Here is a 21,080-nt window from a genome sequence, read left to right on the forward strand (position 1 = left end):
CGTTGACTGAGGCCGTCCTCCTCCGGGACCCGCGCCGAGCACGGGAGCGCTCCGGAGGACCCCCGAGTGAAGGAGAACCATGCGCGCCACCCTGATGTACGGATCCGGCGACGTCCGCGTCGTCGAGGTCCCCGACCCCGAGATCCAGGAGCCGACCGACGCGATCCTCCGGGTCACGCACGCCTGCGTCTGCGGCTCCGATCTGCACCCCTACCACGACCTCGAGAGCGCCCCCGAGGGGCGGCGCATGGGCCACGAGGCCATCGGCGTCGTCGAGCAGGTCGGCTCCGACGTCGCCGTGCTGCAGGTCGGCGACACGGTCGTCGTGCCCTTCGCCTGGTCCGACGGCACCTGCGCGTTCTGCCGCGACGGCATCACCACCTCGTGCGTGCACGGAGGGTTCTTCGACGGCGCGGCCTCCGCGACCCAGGCCGAGAAGCTGCGGGTGCCCTTCGCCGACGCGACCGCCGTGGTGATCCCCGAGGGCACCGACGAGGCGCTCATGCCCTCGCTCCTGGCCCTCTCGGATGTCTACCTCACCGGTCACCACGCCGCTGTGCGCGGCGGGGTCCGCTCAGGGCTGACGGTCACGGTCATCGGAGACGGCGCGGTCGGGCTCTCGGCCGTGCTCGCATCGCAGCGCCTCGGCGCCGAGACGATCATCCTGATGGGCCGCCACACCGCCCGCACCGACCTCGGCCGCACGTTCGGAGCGACGCACGTCGTGGCCGCGCGCGGCGAGGAGGGCGTGGCGGAGGTGCTGGCGATCACGGGCGGCGAGGGTTCGCACGTGGTCCTCGAGGCCGTCGGACACCTGCCCGCCTACGAGCAGGCGTACGGCGTGGTCCGCCCCGGCGGCACGATCTCGAGGGTCGGAGTGCCGCAGTACGAGGACGCCCCGGTCGGCTTCGCCTCGCTCTTCGGCAAGAACGCGACGCTCACCGGAGGCCCGGCGACGGTGCGCGCGTACCTCGAGGCCGCGCTCCCCCAGGTGCTCGACGGCTCGATCGAGCCCGGTCGGGTGTTCGATCGGGAGCTGCCGCTGTCGGACATCGCCGAGGCGTACAGGCTGATGGACTCGCGCGAGGCGCTGAAGGTGCTGATCCGAACGTGATCCGGAGCTGAGCCATCGGTGATCCGCCGGGCGGGGCGGGAGCGCTGGGAGGACGACTCGCCGTGCACTTGCCGAAGCGGTCGCAGCGGAGTAGGTTCCTTGATGATCAAGCTACATCGCACGACTCGACGTCCTCCCCCTCGTCTGCTCCCGCTCCCTCAGCGCATCCGAAGCGCCTGCTGAAGCGAGACGACCGGCCCGAAACCGGTGGGACGATCTCGCGCACTCGCCCCCTCCTCGATCCGTCCACCCTGGAATCGGTCGGATCCTCCTACCCCGAAAAGAGATGCAGCCATGCCCGAGAACGCTGCCACCGAGACCCTGACCATCCTGCGCGACCTCCTCGGCGCGCTCGAGACGCCCGGCGCCCTGAACCCGGCGTTCGCCGCGCACCTGGGCGCGCAGGTGCGCACCGCCCTCGGCGATGCCGGCCACGCCGTGCTGATCGCGCGGGCCGCCTAGGTCCGAGCATTCCCGCGGGGCGCTGAGAACGCGGTCCGCGCCCCACCCTGTGGGAAGTCGGTCAGAACGGGGGCGGGTCGTCGAAGCGGGGACCCCTCTCGCTTCCGACCGTCCGACGTGGTGCGACGAGCGCCGGCGCGCGCGTACTGACCCGACGGCCGGTGGGAGTGGTCCAGTCGGCGGTGCCGTCGGGATGCAGGACGTAGGTCCAGCGGTCGCCGTGTCGGACATGGTGATGGCTCGTGCAGAGCGACGCCAGGTTGTCCAGTGCGGTCTCGCCTCCGTGGCGCCACTCGATCGTGTGGTCGGCCTCGGCGGTGGTGGCGGAGCGGGTGCAGCCGGGGAACCGGCACGTCCGGTCGCGCAGCTGGAGCGCCAGTCTCATCCGCGGCGGAGGCACCCTGCGGGTCCGACCGACCGAGACGACCGCACCCGACTCCGGGTCCGTCAGGACGCGCGTCAGGGAGGCGCCCTCGACGATCAGCTCACGGGCGAGCCCGGCGGGGACGAGGCCGTAGCCGTCGAGCACCGCCGGAGCGTCGTCGTGCCCGATCGCGGTGCTCGCGGCGAGCGTGAGTCGCACCTCCGCTCGCACTCCCGGCACGAACGTCGGAGTGACGGCGTCGCCGGCGTTTCCGACGGTGCGGTCGATGCCGTCGTCGACCCCGTCGGACGCGGAGCACGGTGGTGAGGGGGGCGGCGTACCGGTGACGTCCCCGTCGCACAGCAGATCGGCGCAGGCGTCGGCGCGGAGCTGCGCGAGCGTCCGCTGGTCGCCGGAGCCGGGACCCGCCCCCTCGGCGGCCCCGTCACGGAGGGATCGGGCGATGCGGTCGAGCCGGTGGTACGCGCCGAGTGCGGTGGTCGCCGGGAGCAGAGCGCAGAGGGTGGCCATGCCGTCGATCTCGGGGCTGACCCAGACGCCGCGATCCTCGCGGGCGCGGGCGTGCCGCTGGGCGAGCGGCTGCTCGTGCAGCTCGTCCCGCAGTCGGGCCACGACCCGCCTCAGCTGCGTCGGAGTCGTCGACGGGGCGGCCTCGGCCGCCCGCTCGTCGAACGACGCTCGGGACTCGGCGGGCAGGGTGCTCGCCGTCGCGCAGATCACCTCGCCCGACTCCCAGAGGATCCGGGCCTCCGCGAGCGCGGCGCGGGTGCGCGGGAGATGCTCGATGAGCAGCTGCGCGTGCTCGAGCATCCGGGTGGCGGCCCGCTCCGAGACGCCGAGGGCGACCGCGATCTCGGCGCGGACCGACCGCTCCACGAGGTCGCCCGCCTCACTGCGGGAGAGTCCTCCCCCGCGCGCGAACGACTCCGGCACCGCGAGCGCCGCTCGGTGGGCGGCGTGCAGCGCCGTGGCCCTCGCGAGGAGGATCGGGGCCGTGGAGCGGGCCAGACGTGCGGCGAGATCGGAGAGGGCGCGGACCGTGGCGGGCGCGACCGCCTCGGTGGGCGAGGGGGGAGGTGATGTCATGCGAGCAGTACAGCGGAGACCACTGACATTCGCTCATGTTCGAGGGATCGAGGCAGATCGCGGTCGGTGGAGGTGGGTGCGACGGTGCCGGCGTCGGCTCCGTCAGGGACGCGGGCGTGCGACGTCGGGAGTCCTCGGGTCTCGATACGCCCCTACGGGGCTACTCGACCAGCAGTAAGGCTCGACACGCCCCTGCGGGGCTACTCGACCGGCAAGGAGAGGCGGAGGGCGAGGAAGCACCGGGAGCGGCGGGTCTCGATACGCCCCTGCGGGGCTACTCGACCAGCAGGAACAGGCGGGGCCGCCCGACCAGCAGGAACAGGCGGGGCCGCCCGGCCGGGCGACCCCACAGGTGCGCTACTTGATCGAGCCGCGCATCACTCCGCTGACCACCCAGCGCTGGGCGAACAGGTAGACGATCAGCAGCGGCGCCATCGCCATGAGGTACGACGCGAAGGCGACCGTGTAGTTCGTGTTGAACTGCCCCTGGAACACGTACTCGGCGAGCGGGAGCGTGCGGGCGGCGGGGTCCGAGAGCACGACGAGCGGCAGGATGAAGTCGTTCCACGCCCAGACGCAGGTCAGGATGCCGACCGTCGCGTTCATCGGTCCGAGCAGCGGGAAGATCACCTGCCAGTAGGTGCGCCAGGTCGACGCTCCGTCGGTGCGCGCCGCCTCCTCGAGCTCGATCGGGATCGAGCGGATGAAGGCCGTGTAGATGAACGTGTTGATCGACAGGCCGAAGACCGCGTAGAGCAGGATCAGGCCGACCTGGTTGTCCAGGCCCAGCAGAGCCGTCTCCTTCACGACCGGCAGCATGATGATCGGGAACGGCACGAAGACCGCGGCGAGCAGGTAGAAGTAGACGCCCTTGAAGAACGGCTTGTCGAGGTTGCGGGCGACGGCGTAGGCGACCATCGAGTTCGAGAAGAGCGTCAGGACGACGGCTCCGACCGTGATCAGCGCCGTGTTCACGAACGCCTGCGGGAACCGGGTCGCGGTCCACGCCTCGGCGAAGTTGCCCCACGAGATCGAGGTGGGCAGCTCGAATCCGGTGCCGCCGAGCTGGTCCGGCGTCTTCAGCGCCGTCACGACGGCGAAGTAGAGCGGCAGGAGGATCGTGAGCGAGCAGACGGCGATCAGAGCGGTCGCCCACCAGTTGATCCGGTAGGTGTCGCGGGAGGGACGGCGCGTCCGCCGATCATCGTCCCGGCCGAGAGCGATGGCGGTGGTGGGAGTGACGGTGGCGGTCATCAGAACGACGCCTCTCTGCGGCTGAGGACCCGGAACTGGATCAGCGAGACCACGATGATGATGAGGAAGTAGAGGACGGCGTTGGCCGTCTGGTAGGCGTACTCGCCGCCCTGGAAGCCGCCGCGGTAGATGAGCAGCGTGATCGACTCCGTCGACGTGCCCGGTCCGCCGTTGGTCAGCGCCACGATGTGGTCGAAGACCTGCAGGAAGTTCTTCATCGAGATGACCATGTTGATGGTGAAGAACGAGGCGATCAGCGGGAACGTGATCGACGTGAACTGGCGCCAGGTCGACGCTCCGTCGAGCGAGGTCGCCTCGTACAGCTCCCCCGGGATCGTCTGCAGACCGGCGAGGTAGATGATGATCGAGAAGGCCGAGGCCTGCCAGACCGCCAGGACCACGATCGCGACCCACGCCCAGTCGGGGTTCGCGAGGATGTTCTCCCCGATGACGGGGATGCCTCCGAGGATCTGCGGCAGCGAGTTCGCGAAGAGGTACTGGAACACGTACCCGATGACCAGCGTCGAGAGCACGTACGGGATGAAGTAGATGCCCCGGAACGCGGTCTGGAACTTGATCTTCGCGTTCAGCGCGATCGCGATGGCCAGCGAGATCACGTTGACGAGGATCGTCGCCACGATCGCGAAGCCGAAGGTGAAGCCGTAGGCCTTCCAGACGCGGTCGTCCTGGAGGAGGGCGACGTAGTTGGAGAAGCCGATCAGGTCCCACGCGCCGTAGCCGGCGTAGTTCGTGAAGCTGAAGAAGATGCCGGTGAGCACCGGCACGGTGTGCAGCACGAAGAAGAGGAGGACCGCGGGGATCGTCATCCAGTAGAAGGTCTTCGAGGTGCGGCCGATCGTGCGCTTGCGCGGCGAGCGGGGCGGAGTGGTCGCGAGCGTCTGCGCGGGCGCCGTGGTGGTCGTGGTCATGGGCCGGTCACTTCCTGGTCGTGCGTGCCGCGACTTTGCGCCACTCACTGTCGAGGGTCCGGAGCGCCGCGTCGGCGTCCCCGTCGGCGAGGAACGCCTGGAGGGTGGGGTTGAGCGGGATGCTCGCGGGGATCTGGTGGTCGACGAAGCCGATCAGGCGTCCCTCGGCGAAGTAGGGCTGCAGCTCGGCGAGGGTCGGGTCGGCGTTGGGCGCGGCGTCGACGAGCGGCGAGTACGCGGCCTGGCTCGCGACGTACGGCTCGACGACCGCGGGGGTGAGCAGGAAGTCGACGAAGCGGCGCGCCGCCTCGAGCTTGGGGGTGCCGCGTCCGATCGCGATCGCGACGTCGACCCCGGAGGTCACGCGGGTCTGGGTGGGATCGTCGAGCACCGGGTAGGGGAAGACGCCGAGGTCGATGTCGGGGTTGTTCGTGCGGACCGGGTTGATCGCCCAGATGCCCTGCGCGTACATGGCGGCCTCGCCTGCGGCGAAGGCCTGGTTGCCGTCGTCGTAGCCGCGGCCGAAGGCACCCTCCTGGGTGTACGAGAAGAGGGTGCCGAGGCGCTCCATCGTGCTCGCGTAGTCCTTCGAGAACGAGACGGGAGAGTCGGGGCCGAGGCTCGCCCCCTCCTCCCGCAGCGCCTCGAAGAAGCCCTCGGGCTGGAGCTGCCCGCCGATGGCGTTGAAAGCGGGGGCGCCGGTCCAGTTGTCGAGGAGGGCGCCGTAGAACGGAGTGACCCCCGCGGCGACCAGCGCGTCGCAGACCGCGACCAGCTCGCTCCAGGTCGTCGGCACCTCGAGGCCGTTCTCGGCGAAGATCGTGCGGTTGTAGAGGATTCCGTCGGCGTTGTTCGCGAACGCGAGGGCGTTGATCTCGTCGCCCTCGAAGCTGCCGAGATCGGCGAGGATCTCGAGCGCCGCGGGGTTCACCCGGTCGACGAGCTCGTCGCCCGTGAAGTCGTGGAAGACGCCGGCCTTCGCGAGGTCCGCGTAGTAGCCGCTGCCGTTCAGGGTCAGCACGTCGGGGACCTTGTCCTTGACGAGGAGCGTGCGGATCGCGGTGTCCGGGTCGGGCACGTTGTTGGCGATCACGCGGATGTCGGGGTTCGCCGCCTCGAAGTCGCGGATGATGCGCGCGAAGTCCTCGACCGCCTCGGCCTTGAACTGGAAGAAGTCGAGGGTGGTGACTCCGCTCGAAGCGCCCGGCGAGGCGCAGGAGGCGAGGGCGGCCGCGGAGGCGGCGGCCAGGGGGACGGTGAGGAGGGTCCTGCGCGAGAGGTGTCGTCTCGCGAGGTCTGATCGGGGGGACATCGGCGTCTCCTTGCGGTGGAAGGGGTGTGGTGAGGGAGGGGTGGTGGGGGATCTCGAGACGCCCGCTGCGCGGGCTGCTGGATCAGCGGAGGCGGGTCAGACCGCGGTGAGCACGAGCACCACGAGCTGCTCCGGATCGAGGACGGGCGCCTGGACGCCGACCGTCGCGAGGACGCGGCCGCTGAGCACGGTCGCCCGACCGGCCCAGCCGAGCTCGGACTGCCCGGGTCCACCCAGCGGCGCACTGACCGGCGCGAGGGCCACCGAGTACGACCGCTCCGGGTCCAGACCAGGGAACGTCAGAGGTCCGGGCGGGTAGCTCTCGCTCGTGCGGAGGCGGGCGTAGACGAACAGGGCCCGGGCCCCGTCCGCCGCGACCACTCCCGAGAGCGAGGCGGAGTCGTCGGCGAGATCGGTCCGCACCGCGACGCCCGAGTGCAGCAGCGCGCGGTGCTCGCGGTGGAACGCGACCCAGCGGGCGAGCTCCTCCTCGACCTCCGGAGCGAGGTCGGACACGTCCCACTCGATGCCGAAGTGGCCGGTGAGCGCGGTGCCGGCGCGGAAGGACAGCGAGTGGGTGCGCGACGTCGAGTGCGACCGCGGCCCGCCCACGTGCTGGCCCATCAGCTCCGGCGGCACCACCAGCTGCGTGTAGGGCTGGATCGTCGCGCGCTCGAGCGGGTCGATGCAGTCGCTCGTCCAGATGCGGTCGGTGCGTGCGAGGATCCCGAGGTCGACCCGGGCCCCTCCGGAGGCGCAGGCCTCGATCTCGAGCCCGGGGTGGCGGGCGCGCAGCTCGTCGAGCAGGCGGTAGAGGGCGAGCACGTTCTCGTGCACGGCCGCGCGACCGGTGGCGGGCGAGACGGCCTCGAGCAGGTCGCGGTTGTGGTCCCACTTGAGGTACGCGATCGGGTACTCGACCAGCAGCGCGTCGAGAGCCGCGAGGACGTGGTCGTAGGCCCCCTGCTGCGAGAGGTCGAGGACCTGCTGCTGCCGGCCGGGGAGGGGGAGGTGGTCGGCGGGGCCGAGGATCCACTCCGGGTGCGCGCGGGCGAGATCGGAGTCGGGGCTGATCATCTCGGGCTCGACCCAGAGTCCGAACTGCATGCCCCGCGAGGTGACGGCGTCGATGATCGGAGTGAGCCCGTCGGGCCAGACGGAGCGGTCGACGCTCCAGTCGCCGAGCCCCGAGGTGTCGTCGCGGCGGCCGAGGAACCAGCCGTCGTCGAGCACGAACCGCTCGACGCCCAGGCGCGACGCCCGCTCGGCGAGGGCGGTGAGGCGCTCGAGGTCGTGGTCGAAGTAGACGGCCTCCCAGGTGTTGAGGGTCACCGGGCGCGGCGTCGACGGGTGCTGCGGGCGCGCCCGGACCGAGGCGTGGAAGCGGGCCTGCAGCTGGGACAGTCCGTCGCCCCAGGAGCCGGAGGCGATCGGCGTCTCGTAGCTCTCGCCCTGCGCCAGCTCGATCTCGGCGGGACGCAGCAGCTCACCGGCCGCGAGGAGCGAGACGCCCTCGGGGGTGCGCTCGGCGCGGATCGAGGTGTTGCCGCTCCAGCCCAGGTGCAGGCCGTGGACGAGGCCGCGCTCCCAGCCGAAGCCGGGGGTGCCGACGGCGAGCAGGAGGGTGGAGTCGGCGCCCGGGCGTCCTCGACGGCTGGAGCGCACGTGCTCGCCGATCGTCAGCTCGTGGCGCTGCGGGTGGCGCTCGCGGAGGTGGTGGCCGGTGGTGCCGAGGATCTCGCGGGCGGTGGCCGGCAGGGGGAAGCCGAGCTCGAGGCGCTCGAGGCGGAAGGGCCGCTCGTCGAGGTTCTCGACGCGGGCGCGCTGGGTGAGGAGTCCGGCGGAGTCGACCTCGACGTCGATCGTGACGCGGAGGCGGGCGCCGGCCGCGATCAGCCGGAGCGCGGATCCGAGGACCTCGACGCTCTCGACGGCGAAGCGCTCGCTCGCCGGCGCGCGGCCGTGGGTGCCCTCGAGGGTGGGAGCGTGCTGCCAGCCGTCGACCTCGACGGCCACGAGCCCGAACGGAGCGAAGGCGTCGAGCCCGCCCGAGACGCGCTGCGGAACGGCGGCGTCGGCGAGGGCGGATAGTTCAGCGGCGGAAAGATCACCGAGGTCGGCGCCCCAGTGCGTGATCGAGGGGAAGGTGTCGTTCCGGGCGTCGAGGACGACGCTCGTCCCTCCGTTGCGGAGGTGGAGGACCGCGCGATCCGCGGTGGGGCGGGTGGCGGGACTGCTCGTCTCTGCTGTGCTGCGCTGCATGCGTTCTTTCTACGGCAGAACTAATAGGGGTGTCAAGAGGCTCGACCGAGCTCGCTCCTGGTCGACGACGGGTAGATTGCTACCGGAGTGGAAAGAAGAGGCAGCATGGCCATCACCGACACCATCGCCCCCGAGGACACCGCGGGGACCTCCGCGGAGCTGCTCGCCCGCGAGGTCCTCATCCACGGTCCCATCTCCCGCAGCGAGCTCGGCCGGCGCCTCCGCCTCTCCCCCGCCAGCCTCACCCGGCTCGCGCGCCCCTTCATCGAGGGCGGGCTCTTCGTCGAGGGGCCCGAGCAGAGCACCGGAGTGGGACGCCCGGCCCGCCCGCTCGACATCCGCCCCGACTCCCTCCGCTTCGTCGGCGTCAAGGTGACGGGCACGCAGGTGCTCGCGGTGCGCACCGATCTGCGCGCCCGGACCGAGGTCGAGCTCGTCCGCGACCTCGCGGGCACCTCGCCCGCCGAGGTCGTCGCGGCGATCGTCGGAGTGGTCGAGGACCTCGGCGGGGCCGCCGCCTTCGCCGGTCTCGGAGTCACGATCGGCGGCAGCGTCGACGCGGCCGGCCGCGTGAGCCGCGCGCCGTTCCTCGGCTGGCGCGACGTCGATCTCGCGGGGCCGCTCTCGGAGGCGCTCGCCCTGCCGGTCGCACTCGAGAACGACGTGGTCGCGCTGACTGCGGCGGAGCACTGGTTCGGCCAGGGCCGCGGCGTGTCCCACTTCGCCGTGCTGACGGTGGGCGCGGGAGTGGGCTACGGACTGGTCGTGCACGACCGCGTGGTCGCGCCTCCCGCGGCGGGCCTCGGACTCGGCGGGCACTTCCCGCTCGACTCCGGCGGACCGGTCTGCGAGGCGGGGCATCGGGGCTGCTCCACCGCGATGCTCACGCTGCCGTCGCTGTCGCGGCAGCTCCTGGTGGCGACGGGACGCGCGCTGACGCTGGGCGAGGGGCTCTCGCTCGCGCGGTCGGGCGACCCGGGCGCCGCTCGGATCCTCGGGGACGCCGCCCGCGCGCTCGGCACGATGATCTCGGCGATCGCGAACCTGGCGATGGTCGACACGGTGATCCTGGCCGGCGAGGGAGTGGCGCTCTACTCGGAGCAGTCGGAGCTGGTCGACGCGACCATCGCGGCGACACGGGATCCAGATGCGGCCCCTCCGGCGCTGCTGGTCGACGACGGCGGGCTCATCGAGTGGGCGCGCGGAGCGGCGGCGACGGCGATCCAGCGGCTGCTTCCGCGGATCGCGGGGTCGCCCTCCGCGGCCGCGGAGTAGCGCGGGCGCGTTGCTCGCCCGCGTCTGCGTCTGCCGCGCAGCCGCCCCATCCTCGCTGGTCGAGCAGCCGCGCAGCCGACCCACCCGCTGCTCGAGCAGCCGCGCAGCCGCGCCACCCTCGCTGGTCCAGGAGCCGCGCAGCCGCGCCACCCTCGCTGGTCCAGGAGCCGCGCAGCGCCCACCCTTGCTGGTCGAGTAGCCGCGCAGCGGCGTATCGAGACCCCGCCACCAGGAGGGTGGATCTCGATACGCCCGCTCCGCGGGCTACTCGATCAACAGGGACGCGCCCGCGCCGCGGGTGGTCGATCAGCAGGGATGCGCCCGCTCCCCTGGCTACTCGATCAGCAGGGACGTGTTCATCCGCAGGCTGCGCGGTCGGCAGGGCGGCTCAGCCCTGGGCCGCGACGAGCTCGCGGAGGGCCTGCACGACGAGGGCGTGGTCGTCGAGGGAGGCGAGGCCCGAGACGGTCGCGGCAGCGACCACTCCGACCCCGCGCACGCGGACCGGCACCGAGCCGCCGGTGACGGCGTACTCGGGGCCGAGCCAGCCGCGGTCGGTCGGATCGGTGCCCGCTGCGACGAAGCGGGCGTCGGCGAGCGCGCTGCTCGTCTCCAGGCGGAGGACCACGGCGGACTTCCGGGCGATCCACGACTCCTGATCGGGCGTGCTCCCCGGCAGCGCGGCACGGAAGAGGATCAGGCCGGGGCGGCGGATGTCGACCGAGACGGCCGCTCGGGCCTCGCGCGCCAGCTCCGCGATGCGGCAGCCCAGCTCCCACGCGGTGGTGTGGTCGAAGGAGTCGAGCACGAGCTCGCGCTCCTGCTGCTCGAGTTCGGCGACGAGGGCGGTCGCGGCTCGGACCTGGTCGAGGGTGTCGTCGGTGGTGGTGCTGTCGATGCCGGTGCTGTCGGTCACGGTGTCCTTCCGGAGTGGTCCCCCGACGAAGCCGACCACCTCGGGGGGCTCCGGCGGCGGCGGCGCGCCGACGGAGGGGTCAGCGGCCCTCGTACTCGGCGTCGGTGACGTGCTCGGCCCAGAGGGTGCTCGCAGCGGGATCGTCCGCGCTCTCGAAGAGGGCGAGGTGCTCCATGAAGACACCGGGGGCGCTCGCGTGCCAGTGCTCCTCGCCGGGCGGCGTGTAGAGGGTCTGGCCCGCGTGGACCTCGAGGACCGTGCCGTCGCGGCTGCCGAAGCGGGCGACTCCGCTGGTCACGTGCAGGTACTGGCCGCGCGCGTGCGCGTGCCAGGCGGTGCGGGCGCCGGGGGCGAAGCGAACCCGGGCGAGAGTGGCGCGCTGATCGGCGTCGTGCGGGACCGCGATGAGGTCGAGCCAGACGTCGCCGGCGAACTGCTCGGGCGGGTTCTTGACGGTGGGAGCGGCGGGTTCGATGTTCACGAGGTCCTCTCGGCGGTGCAGAAGTGGCAGCGGTGGCAGCGATGGGAGCGATGGGAGCGGTGGCCGGTCACTCGGGGCTCCTCGGAGTGGTGGGCGGGGAGAGCCGCGCGGCCGGCGCGTCGCGGGTGGCGCCGGACGGCGCATCCCGCTGCCGCGTCGCCCACCACGAGGCGAGCAGGCTCAGCGCGTCGGCGCTCGGCGAGCCCGGCTCGGCGCTGTAGATCAGGAAGCTCAGCCCGGGCTCGCCCATCGGCTCGAACGCCTCGTAACCGAGATGCAGATCGCCGACGACCGGGTGGTGGAAGAACTTGGCGCCGCTGGCGTGGTGACGCACGTCGTGCGCGCCCCAACGCCGGCGGAAGTCGTCGCTCCGGGTCGAGAGCTCGCCGACGAGGGCCTGCAGCCCGGCGTCGTCGGGCGTGCGGCCCGCCTCTGTCCGCAGGATGCCGACGCTGATGTCGGCGGCGGCCGCCCAGTCGGGATGGAAGCGCTCGGAGAGGTCGCGGCGGAGGAAGGTGAAGCGGGCGAGGTTGACCGGGCGCTCCGGTCGCTCGTACTCGTCGGCGTAGAGGGCGCGGAACAGCTCGTTCTCGGCGAGGACGTCGAGCCGGCCGTTGCGGACGAAGGCGGGTGCCGAGGCGATCGACTCGACCGCCTGGCGGAGCGACGGGCGCACCTCGACGGCGCGGCGCGGGCGGCGGCGCACGGGCGAGGTTCCGGAGGCGCGGGCGAGATCGAAGAGGTGCGCGCGCTCGGCCTCGTCGAGCCTCAGCGCCGCGGCGAGCGCCTCGAGCACCGACTCGGACGCACCGCGGAGATCGCCGCGCTCGAGCCGGGAGTAGTACTCGATGCTCACGCCGGCCAGCTGGGCGACCTCGCTGCGGCGCAGGCCCGGCACGCGCCGGACACCGCCCGCGGGCAGGCCGACCAGGTCGGGCGAGAGTCGGGCGCGGCGGGAGACCAGGAAGTCCTTCACCTCGGGATCGTGGGGCATGGCTTCACGCTACGTCGAGGCTCCGATCGGCGGGGTGCCCTGGCGGAGCACCTCGGGACAGAACCTCCCTGGATCGTCCTGGGGAGGAGTTGTCTGGACCCGCGCGCTCCCGTCCCCGCGCCGCGAGAGGATCGCTCCATGCCCCGCACATCCGGCCGCACCGACGGCACCACCCCGCAGCCGCCCACCGGCATGACCCGGGGCCTCACGCTCCTCTTCGCGATCGCCGGCGGCGCCGCGGTCGGGAACCTGTACTGGGCGCAGCCGCTGCTGGGCCTCATCGGCGGGAGCTTCGGAGTCTCGCCGGGGGCCGCGGGACTGCTCGTGACGGTCACGCAGATCGGCTACGCCGCCGGGGTGTTCCTCCTGGTCCCGCTCGGCGACACGCTCGACCGGCGGCGGCTGATCCCCGCCCTGATGACCCTGGCAGCGGTGTTCCTGGCCGCCACGGCGCTGGCACCGGCGTTCCCGGTGCTGCTCGCGAGTCTCGCGCTGATCGGGGTGACGACCGTGGCCGGCCAGCTGCTCACTCCGCTGGCCGGCGACCTCGCCACCGACGAGCAGCGCGGACGGGTGCTCGGCACGGTCGCCTCCGGTCTGCTGCTGGGCCTGCTGATCTCGCGCGCGATCAGCGGGATCCTGGCCGATCTGCTCGGCTGGCGTGCGGTGTTCGGCATCGCCGCCGGGCTGATCCTGGTGCTCGCTCTCGTGATGGCCCGTCGTCTGCCGCACCTGCCTCCGCGCGCCCGGGTGCGGTACGGGAGCCTGCTCGCGTCGGTGCTGCGGACGGTCGGGAGCAGCCGCGCGGTGCGCGTGACGGTCCTGATCGGCGCCTCGGCGATGTGCGCGTTCACCCTGTTCTGGACCGGGCTCACCTTCCTGCTCGGCGCCGAGCCGTACTCCTACTCCGCCACCGCGATCGGGCTCGTGAGCCTCGTCGGCATCGCGGGTGCGGTCTCGGCGCAGCGGGTCGGGCGCCTCTACGACCGCGGGCTGTCACTGCCCGCGATGGGCGTCGGACTCGCGGTGGCGCTGCTCGGGCTCGTGATCGCGGGGATCGGCTCGGGCTCGATCGTGGTGGTGCTGATCGCGGTCGCCGTCTTCTCGATCGGGCTGCAGGGTGTGCAGGTACTCGCGCAGACGCGCATGCTGTCGATCGATCCGGGGGCCCGGAGCCGGCTGAACACGGTGTACATCGTGGGGAACTTCGCGGGCGGGGCGATCGGGTCGGCGCTCGCGGGCGTGCTGTGGCAGGCGGGCGGCTGGACGGCGCTGATGCTGGTGGCCGCGACGGTGCTGGGCTTCGGGTTGACGGTGTGGGCGGTGCAGCGGACGCGGGCGCTGGCGGGCTGAGCGCGGCGCGGGACGGAGCGGGCGTCCCGGCATCGCGAGTCGACTCGCAACGGGGCTCGAACCGAGAAACGCAGCCCGATCCGCGACCACTCGACGACCTGCACAGTCGCGAGTCGACTCGAAACGGGCCCCGACCGAGCAACCCACCCCGATCCGCGACCACTCGACGACCCCACGGCCGCGAGTCGACTCGGAACGGACCCTGACCGAGCAACCCACCCCGCTCCGCGACGACTCGAGGCCCGGGACCGCGCGCCGCGCGTCAGCGGCGGTCGAGTCGCGGCGCGTCGGCCAGCAGCCGCCGCGTGTACTCCGACGCCGGCGCCGTCAGCACCGACGCCGCCGGCCCCGACTCCACCACCCGCCCCTCGCGCATCACCGCGATGCGATCGCTCATGTGCGCGATCACCCCGAGATCGTGGGAGATGATCAGCAGCGCCAGGCCGTGCCTCCGCTGCAGGTCGTCGAGCAGATCGAGGATCTGCGCCTGCACCGAGACGTCCAGCGCCGACACCGGCTCGTCGCAGATCAGCACGTCGGGCCGGGTCGCCAGGGCGCGCGCGATCGACACCCGCTGGCGCTGGCCGCCCGACAGGGTCCGCGGCGAGCGCTGTGCGAGCGACGGAGCCAGGCCCACGCGGCCCAGCAGCTCGCCGACGTCCCCCGCCCCCGCGTCGCGCAGCAGGCGGCCGACGCTCCAGCGCGGGTCGAACGACGAGAGGCTGTCCTGGTAGACGGCTCCGATGCGCGGTCGCAGCGGGCGCCGGTCGCGTTCGCGCGCCGCCGACCACGGCCGGCCGAGGAACTCGACGCTCCCCTCCTGGGGTTGCCGCAGGGCCAGCAGGAGGCGCGCCACCGTGCTCTTGCCCGATCCGGATTCGCCGACCATCCCCAGGGTCTCGCCGCGCCGCAGCTCCAGGCCGACGTCGTCGACGGCGACCCGGGTCCCTCCGTCCGGGCGCGCGAAGCTCGTGCGCAGGCGCTCGGCGCGCAGCACCACGTCGCCCGGGGCCGGCGGAGCGACGACCTCGGCGCTCGAGGACGACAGCCGTGTGCCGCGCGGGCGCCCTGTCGGCACGGCGGCGACGAGGGTGCGGGCCTCACGGCTAAACGGAGCGCCCAGCACCTGCGCGGCGGGACCCTCCTCGACCACGCGGCCGTCGGCCAGCACGAGGATGCGATCGGCGAGCCCGGCGACGACCGCGAGGTCGTGCGAGACCAGCAGCAGCGCCCGTCCGCGCGCCTTCTGCTCGGCGAACAGCTCGAGCACGCGGGCCTGCACGGTCACGTCGAGCGCGGTCGTGGGCTCGTCGGCGACGAGCAGCGGAGGATCCAGGGCGATCGCCGAGGCCAGCAGCGCCCGCTGCCGGAGCCCGCCCGAGAGCTCGCCCGAGCGGTCGCGCATCCGCTCCGCCGCGTCGGGCATGCCGACGCTCGTCAGGGCCTCGGCCGCGCGGCGCGCACGCTCGGCCGCGGGCAGGCGTCCGTGCAGGCGCCAGGCGTCGCCGATCTCGCGTCCGATCGGCCGCAGCGGGTCGAGCGAGAGCAGGGCGTCCTGGGGCACGAAGCCGACGCCGGCCCCCCGGAGCCGCCGCAGCGTCCGCTCGCCCGCGCCGACGACCTCCGCGTCGCCCACGCGCACACTGCCCGAGACCGCGCCTCCGCTCAGCCCCAGCAACGCTCGCGCGGTGACGCTCTTGCCCGAGCCCGACTCCCCCACGATCGCGACGCACTCGCCCGGCTCGACGCGGAACGACACCCCGTGCACCACCTCGACGCCGTCGAACGCGACGCGCAGGCCGTCGACGACGGCGGCGCTCATCGCGCTCCCCTCAGCCGACCGCCGAGCACGGTGGTGGCGATCGTGGTCAGCACGATGACGAGTCCCGGGAACACCGTCAGCCACCACGCGCTCGCGAGGTAGGTGCGGCCCGCCGAGAGCATCGCGCCCCACTCCGGTGCGGGCGGCTCGGCCCCGAGTCCCAGGTAGCTGAGCGCCGACGCCCACACGATCGCCTGCCCCACGCCGAGCGTGGCGAGCACCGCGAGGGGCGCGAAGGTGTTGGGCAGCACGTGCCGCAGCAGGATGCGCGCGGGGCCGTGGCCGAGGACCCGCGCGGCCTCGACGTAGCCGGAGTCGCGGATGCCGAGCAGCTGCGTGCGCAGGATGCGGGCGTAGCCGGGTGCGGTGGACAGGCCGACCGCGATCGTGGCGGGGACCACTCCGGGGCCCGTCACCACGATCACCAGGAGCGCCAGGAGCAGCGCCGGGAACGCGAACAGCACCTCCAGGACGCGCCCGATCACCCCGTCGACGAACCGGCCGCCGAACGCGGCGATCACGCCGAGGACCGCGCCGAGGGCGAGGCCGATGGCGGTCGCGCTGACGCCGATCAGGAGGGACGCGCCCGCGCCGGCGATCACGCGGCTGAGCACGTCGCGACCGGACTCGTCGGTGCCGAGCGGATGCGTCGCGGACGGCGGCGAGAAGGCGTCGGCGGGAGCGATCGCGAGGGGGTCGAACGGGGCGAGGAGGCCGGGCGCGACCGCGGCGAGCAGCAGCACGGCGACGAAGGCGAGCGAGACGATCTCGCCGGGGCGCAGGCGCGCACCGCGACTGCGCACGGGTGCCGCGGAGGTGCGCAGCTCGAGCTCGCTCATGCGGCCGCCTCCTCGACGGGGCGAGCCCGGACGACCCGGGCGGGAGCGAGCCGGGGATCGACGAGGCGCGCCACGAGGTCGGTGGCGAACGTCACGAGGATGTAGGCGAGCGCGGTGACCAGGACGACGCCCGTGACCACGGGCACGTCGCGGACGGTCACCGCCGAGAGCAGCGTCCGCCCGAGCCCGGGCCGCGCGAAGATCGTCTCGACGACCACCGCGCCGCCGATGAGGTAGCCGAACGCCCAGCCCGAGAGCGCGATGCCGGGCAGCACCGCGTGGCGCAGGGCGTGGCGGAGGCGGAGTCCGAGCCCGCTCTCTCCGCGCGCGCGGGCCGCGAGGACGAACGGCGACTCCAGCGCGTCGAGGAGCGAGCGGCGCATCACCTGGCCGAGGAAGCCGGCGAGCGGGATCGCGAGGGTGAGCGCGGGCAGGACGAGGCCGTTCGGCGATCCGGTGCTCACCGGCGGCAGCCAGCGCAGGGTCGTGGCGAACACCGCGATGAGCACCGTGGCGAGCCAGAAGTGCGGGAGGGCGGCCGCGGTCAGCTCGAGACCCGCGCCGAGGGCGGCGGCGAGCCGTCCGCCGCGGGTGGACCACAGTGCGGTGCCGAGGGCCAGGATCCACGCCAGCGCGAGCGCGAGGACGGCCAGCAGCAGCGTGCCCGGCAGCTGCTGCCCGAGCAGCTCGACCACCGGGACGCGGAGGGAGTAGGACGTGCCGAGGTCGCCCTGCGCGAGTCGGCCCAGCTGGGTCAGGTACTGCAGGAGGAGCGGCTGGTCGAGTCCGTACTCCTCGCGAACCGCGGCGAGCGCCTCGGCCGAGGCCTGCGAGCCGGGTCCGCCGAGGATCGCCTGAGCCGGGTCGCCGGGGATCAGGCGGATGAGGAAGAAGACGGCGGTCGCGACGGCCCAGAGCACGACGACCGCGCCGCCGAGGCGGAGGAGGACGCGGCGGATCATGCGAGGTGCTCCTTCCGAGGGGGTCACGGGACCAGGATGCCTCGTGCTGACCGGACACGGAGCGCACCCTGCTGATCGAGTAGTCGGCGCAGCCGACGTATCGAGATCCGCGATCACCCGGCGTCCGGGAGGACGTGGATCTCGATACGCCCCTGCGGGGCTACTCGATCAGCAGGGTGTCAGACCCAGGCGTCCGCGAACCACGGCGTCGAGACCGTGGCGAGCGCCTCCACGCCCTGCACGGCGGACCGGTGCAGGTAGTGGTTCTGCTGGTCGTACAGCGGCAGGATCCAGTAGCCCGAGAGGACGATCTCCTGCGCCTGGCGGTACAGCTCGGCGCGCTCGTCCGCGTCCGTCGTCGCGCTGGCCTGCTCGAGCAGCGCGTCGAGCGCCGGGTCGGCGATCTGCGCGTGGTTGGCGAAGTAGCCGCTGGGCGCGGGGGTGATCCCCGAGGACGAGTACAGGATGCGCAGCACATCGGGTCCGACCTTCGTGTACGGCGCGCTGACCAGCTCGTACTCGTTCGCCGCGAGGGCCGCGTACCAGCTCGAGAGGTCCAGCAGGCTGATCCGCACGTCGAAGCCGGCGGTCTTCGCCGAGGCCTGGATCTGCTCGAACAGCGACTGCTCGGCCGGGATCGACTGGTTGGTGCTGACCGGGAAGCGCAGCGTGAGCGGCTTCCCGTCCTTCTCGCGGATGCCGTCGCCGTCCGAGTCGGTCCAGCCGGCGGTCTCGAGGAGCTCCTCGGCTGCGGCGACCTCGTCGTCCGATCCGGCGTCCTCGAAGAGCGAGGGGTCGGAGTAGGCGGTCGCCTCGCTGCTCGACAGCGGCGAGTAGGAGCGCTCGGCGGTGCCGAAGAAGAGGGAGTCGATGGCGTCGTTCACGCCGACGGCGCGGATGAAGGCCTCGCGCACGCCCTCGTCGTCGAAGGGCGACTGGCCGCCGTTCAGCTCGATGCGGTTGACCGAGCCGGGGCGCGGGGCGTCGAGCTCGACGAGGTCGGACGCGTCGGTGGCGGCCTGCAGCGTGTCGGGCTGCGCGTTGTCGATGACGTCCACCTCGCCCGCCTGGAGCGCCGCGTAGCGGGTGGCCGAGTCGGGCAGGAAGCGCCACTCGATGCTCGAGAGGTACGCGGGACCCTCGTGACCGTCGCCGGTGGGGCCGGTCGAGGCGTCGTAGGCGTCGTTGCGGGTGAGGGTCACGTGGTCCTGCTTGACCCACTCCGTCACCGTGAACGGGCCGGTGCCGACGGGCGCCTCGCAGTTGGCGGCCTCGCCGCGGGCGATGCCGGTCGGCGACTGGATCGCGGTCCAGGGCTGCGCGAGCGACTCGAGCAGCGCACTGTCGGGGGCGCTCAGGGTGAAGCGCGCGACGGTCGGCGAGACCGCGGTGACCGACTCGACCTTCGCGACGGCGAGGTAGCCGGTGGAGGACTTGGTGGCCGGGTCCTGCAGGTGCGCGATGTTCGCGGCGACGGCCTCGGCGTCCAGAGGCGTGCCGTCGGTGAACTCGACGCCCTCGCGCAGGGTGAAGTCGTAGCTGAGCGCGTCGTCGGACACGGTCCACGACTCCGCGAGCCACGGCGTGATCGTGCCGTCGGCATCGCGGGACACGAGCGACTCGAGGACCTGCGTCGCGAGGAGCGCCTGCGGGTAGTTGCCGCCGACGTGCGGGTCGAGGCAGGTGGGCTCCGCGTCGCCGGACGCGTAGGTGAGCACGCCGTCGGCGACCGGAGTCGCGGAGTCGCCTCCCGCGTCGGACTCGGCGGTGCAGCCGCTGAGCAGGAGGGCGCCCGCGGCGAGCGCGGCGGGGAGGAGGAGGGAGCGGCGCATGACGTCTTTCGTGGAGGGTCGGAGTGCCGTGTTTCTTGGACGCGGACCAGGAAACGCTAGCAGGAGGGGAGGGGGCGTGGGACGGGTCGCGCGGATCCACGCGCGCGAGATTAGCCTCGGAGCGTGTTCCTCAGTGCGCCCCAGGGCTTCCGCGATCGCTCCGCCGTCGATGCGCGTCGACTGATGCTGGAGGACGAGCCCTCGGTGCAGCCCCTGCGCGTGTACCGCGAGGAACTCCTCGCCCGGCGGACGCGGAGGAGTCCCGGAGCGGTCGTCCCCGACTTCGACCCCGCGGAGGCCGGGATCCGCGCCCGCGCCCTCCTCGTACTCGAGGCCCCCGGCCCCATGGCGGCCGGTCTCGCCGGGTCGGGCTTCGTGTCGGTCGACAACGACGATCAGACCGCCGCCACCACCTGGTCGCTGCGCGACGAGGTCGGTCTGCACGAGCGCACGCTGGTCTGGAACATCGTGCCCTGGCACCTCGGCGACGGCGCTCCCGACGCGGACGAGCTGCGGCAGGGCGCGATGGAGCTGCGCCGCCTGCTGACGCTGCTCCCCGATCTGCACGTCGTCGTCACCGCCGGCACCGCGCCGACGAAGGGCTGGGCGGCGAACATCGCTCCGTACGTGAGCGGCGGGCCGACCGTCATCGGCTCCTGGAGCCCCGGGCAGCGCGCGATGAGCCAGCCCCGCAAGCGCGACGAGCTCAAGCGGGCCTTCGAGCGGGCGGCGCAGCTGGTCGGCTGACCCGCGCGCAACGGCTCGGAGATCCGTCTCCGCGTTCACTCCGGCGTCGACGGCCGGCCCTCCCGCCTGGCGGCACCGAGCCCTAGGGTCGGAGGCGAGGGGGCATCGCGCCCCCGCCAGGGGGAACTCCATGCCACTGCTCTCGCGCGCCGCCGTCCGGCGCACACTCGCTCTCGCCGCCGCCGTCCTGGTCGCGGGCTCCGCGCTCGCCACGCCGGCGTACGCCGATGCCCCGGAGGGGACCGCCACGATCACGGGCCGGGTCCTGTTCGAGGGAGCGCCGGACGCGCCTCCGGCCGCCGGAACCGGGGTGCTCCTGCTCCCCGCGACGACCAGCGAGGTGGAGCCCGTCGTCCCGTCGGCCACGGCCGCGGACGGCTCCTTCGCCGCGAGCGTCGTGCCCGGCGTCGAGTACACGGTCCTCGCCACCGTCGAGGACGGCCTGCACGTTCTCCGCAGTCTCGGCGCGACCGGCCGCTTCGAGCGCGGCACGGTCTTCTCGGCCGACGCCGGAGAGACGCTGGCGCTGCCCGAGTACGTGATCCCGCTCGGAGCGACGATCAGCGGCCGCGTCACGACCGACGACGGCCTTCCCGTCCCGGTGTCCGCCTACCAGGGCCCCCTCGTCGGCTACACCGACACCGTGACCGACGCGAACGGCGACTACACCGTGCGCGGTCTCGACCCCGACCTCGGCGCCGTCACCGTCGCCTTCGGCTCGGACGGCGACGGCGGCGCCCAGGAGTGGTGGCGCGACAGCCCGACCCAGGACGGTGCCGAGACCATCGTCCTCACGAGCCTCGACGAGGCCGTGACGGGGATCGACGCCGATCTGCGCACGCGGACGAACCCGCTCGACACGGTCCCCTGCGTCGACGTCTCGACGCTGACGGTCTCGAAGGCGACGTCGGCCGTCCGCGCCCACCTCCGGAGCCACCACGACCTCGGTGCGCTGAAGGCGCTGACCCGCGCCGACGTGCTCCAGTACCTGGCCCGCTGCGCCTGACCTGCGACCGACCCGCTCCGGCCCGGCACCCGACCGGGGCGGGGGCGCG

Annotated in this window: 18 protein-coding genes; 6 read left to right on the top strand and 12 right to left on the bottom strand. The window is 73.1% G+C overall.

The window, feature by feature from the left end:
• Positions 1-79: 79 nt before the first annotated feature.
• On the top strand, positions 80-1,114 hold the full coding sequence (locus tag NB037_RS03425) for a zinc-binding dehydrogenase (RefSeq protein ID WP_251943671.1): 1,035 nt from the start codon (positions 80-82) through the stop codon (positions 1,112-1,114).
• A 294-nt stretch (positions 1,115-1,408) separates the two neighbouring features.
• Positions 1,409-1,576, top strand: a complete 168-nt coding sequence (locus NB037_RS03430) for a hypothetical protein (RefSeq protein ID WP_251943673.1) — start codon at positions 1,409-1,411, stop codon at positions 1,574-1,576.
• A gap of 61 nt (positions 1,577-1,637) precedes the next feature.
• Here NB037_RS03430 and NB037_RS03435 read toward each other — a convergent pair whose 3' ends face one another.
• The 5 genes from NB037_RS03435 to NB037_RS03455 all read right to left on the bottom strand — a co-directional run bounded on the left by NB037_RS03435 (position 1,638) and on the right by NB037_RS03455 (position 8,804).
• The gene (locus NB037_RS03435) at positions 1,638-3,047 is read right to left on the bottom strand and encodes an HNH endonuclease signature motif containing protein (RefSeq protein WP_251943675.1); all 1,410 of its coding nucleotides are present in this window, start codon (positions 3,045-3,047) and stop codon (positions 1,638-1,640) included.
• A gap of 357 nt (positions 3,048-3,404) precedes the next feature.
• Entirely contained in the window at positions 3,405-4,301 is an 897-nt protein-coding gene (locus tag NB037_RS03440) for a carbohydrate ABC transporter permease (protein ID WP_251943677.1), read from the bottom strand.
• Positions 4,301-5,230 (bottom strand): carbohydrate ABC transporter permease, encoded by a 930-nt coding sequence (locus tag NB037_RS03445; RefSeq protein WP_107574274.1) that lies wholly within the window; start codon positions 5,228-5,230, stop codon positions 4,301-4,303. The genes NB037_RS03440 and NB037_RS03445 overlap by 1 nt, the downstream gene beginning before the upstream one ends.
• Before the next feature lie 7 nt (positions 5,231-5,237).
• Complete coding sequence (locus tag NB037_RS03450) at positions 5,238-6,542, bottom strand: ABC transporter substrate-binding protein (protein WP_251943679.1); 1,305 nt, start codon at positions 6,540-6,542, stop codon at positions 5,238-5,240.
• 96 nt (positions 6,543-6,638) lie between these two features.
• A complete protein-coding gene (locus NB037_RS03455; protein WP_251943681.1) occupies positions 6,639-8,804 on the bottom strand; it encodes an alpha-galactosidase in 2,166 nt (721 codons plus the stop codon).
• 105 nt (positions 8,805-8,909) lie between these two features.
• Here NB037_RS03455 and NB037_RS03460 point away from each other — a divergent pair, with 105 nt between their 5' ends.
• Complete coding sequence (locus NB037_RS03460; RefSeq protein ID WP_251943683.1) at positions 8,910-10,079, top strand: ROK family protein; 1,170 nt, start codon at positions 8,910-8,912, stop codon at positions 10,077-10,079.
• A gap of 388 nt (positions 10,080-10,467) precedes the next feature.
• On the opposite strand, the gene NB037_RS03465 is transcribed toward NB037_RS03460, so the two are convergent.
• From NB037_RS03465 to NB037_RS03475, 3 genes are all read right to left on the bottom strand, one after another.
• Positions 10,468-10,995: a heme-degrading domain-containing protein gene (locus NB037_RS03465; RefSeq protein ID WP_251943685.1), complete on the bottom strand. Its 528-nt coding sequence runs from the start codon at positions 10,993-10,995 to the stop codon at positions 10,468-10,470.
• 79 nt (positions 10,996-11,074) lie between these two features.
• On the bottom strand, positions 11,075-11,476 hold the full coding sequence (locus NB037_RS03470; protein ID WP_251943687.1) for a (R)-mandelonitrile lyase: 402 nt from the start codon (positions 11,474-11,476) through the stop codon (positions 11,075-11,077).
• A gap of 67 nt (positions 11,477-11,543) precedes the next feature.
• On the bottom strand, positions 11,544-12,470 hold the full coding sequence (locus NB037_RS03475) for a helix-turn-helix domain-containing protein (protein WP_251943688.1): 927 nt from the start codon (positions 12,468-12,470) through the stop codon (positions 11,544-11,546).
• A gap of 138 nt (positions 12,471-12,608) precedes the next feature.
• Here NB037_RS03475 and NB037_RS03480 point away from each other — a divergent pair, with 138 nt between their 5' ends.
• Complete coding sequence (locus NB037_RS03480; protein WP_251943690.1) at positions 12,609-13,823, top strand: MFS transporter; 1,215 nt, start codon at positions 12,609-12,611, stop codon at positions 13,821-13,823.
• A 262-nt stretch (positions 13,824-14,085) separates the two neighbouring features.
• Here NB037_RS03480 and NB037_RS03485 read toward each other — a convergent pair whose 3' ends face one another.
• The 4 genes from NB037_RS03485 to NB037_RS03500 form a co-directional block, all read right to left on the bottom strand.
• On the bottom strand, positions 14,086-15,645 hold the full coding sequence (locus tag NB037_RS03485) for an ATP-binding cassette domain-containing protein (protein ID WP_251943692.1): 1,560 nt from the start codon (positions 15,643-15,645) through the stop codon (positions 14,086-14,088).
• Entirely contained in the window at positions 15,642-16,484 is an 843-nt protein-coding gene (locus tag NB037_RS03490) for an ABC transporter permease (RefSeq protein ID WP_251943694.1), read from the bottom strand. Before NB037_RS03490 ends, NB037_RS03485 begins: the two co-directional genes overlap by 4 nt.
• On the bottom strand, positions 16,481-17,446 hold the full coding sequence (locus NB037_RS03495) for an ABC transporter permease (RefSeq protein WP_251943695.1): 966 nt from the start codon (positions 17,444-17,446) through the stop codon (positions 16,481-16,483). The genes NB037_RS03490 and NB037_RS03495 overlap by 4 nt, the downstream gene beginning before the upstream one ends.
• A gap of 179 nt (positions 17,447-17,625) precedes the next feature.
• On the bottom strand, positions 17,626-19,278 hold the full coding sequence (locus tag NB037_RS03500; protein ID WP_251943697.1) for an ABC transporter substrate-binding protein: 1,653 nt from the start codon (positions 19,276-19,278) through the stop codon (positions 17,626-17,628).
• Positions 19,279-19,401: 123 nt separating this feature from the next.
• Between NB037_RS03500 and NB037_RS03505 the strand changes: the two genes are divergently transcribed.
• Both NB037_RS03505 and NB037_RS03510 read left to right on the top strand, forming a co-directional pair.
• Positions 19,402-20,025 carry a uracil-DNA glycosylase gene (locus NB037_RS03505; RefSeq protein ID WP_251943699.1) on the top strand — a complete coding sequence of 208 codons (624 nt, stop codon included), beginning with the start codon at positions 19,402-19,404 and terminating at the stop codon, positions 20,023-20,025.
• Between the two features lie 130 nt (positions 20,026-20,155).
• On the top strand, positions 20,156-21,031 hold the full coding sequence (locus NB037_RS03510; RefSeq protein ID WP_251943701.1) for a carboxypeptidase-like regulatory domain-containing protein: 876 nt from the start codon (positions 20,156-20,158) through the stop codon (positions 21,029-21,031).
• The last annotated feature ends 49 nt before the right edge of the window (positions 21,032-21,080 follow it).

Source organism: Rathayibacter rubneri (genome assembly GCF_023743255.1).
GTDB classification, from domain to species: domain Bacteria; phylum Actinomycetota; class Actinomycetes; order Actinomycetales; family Microbacteriaceae; genus Rathayibacter; species Rathayibacter rubneri.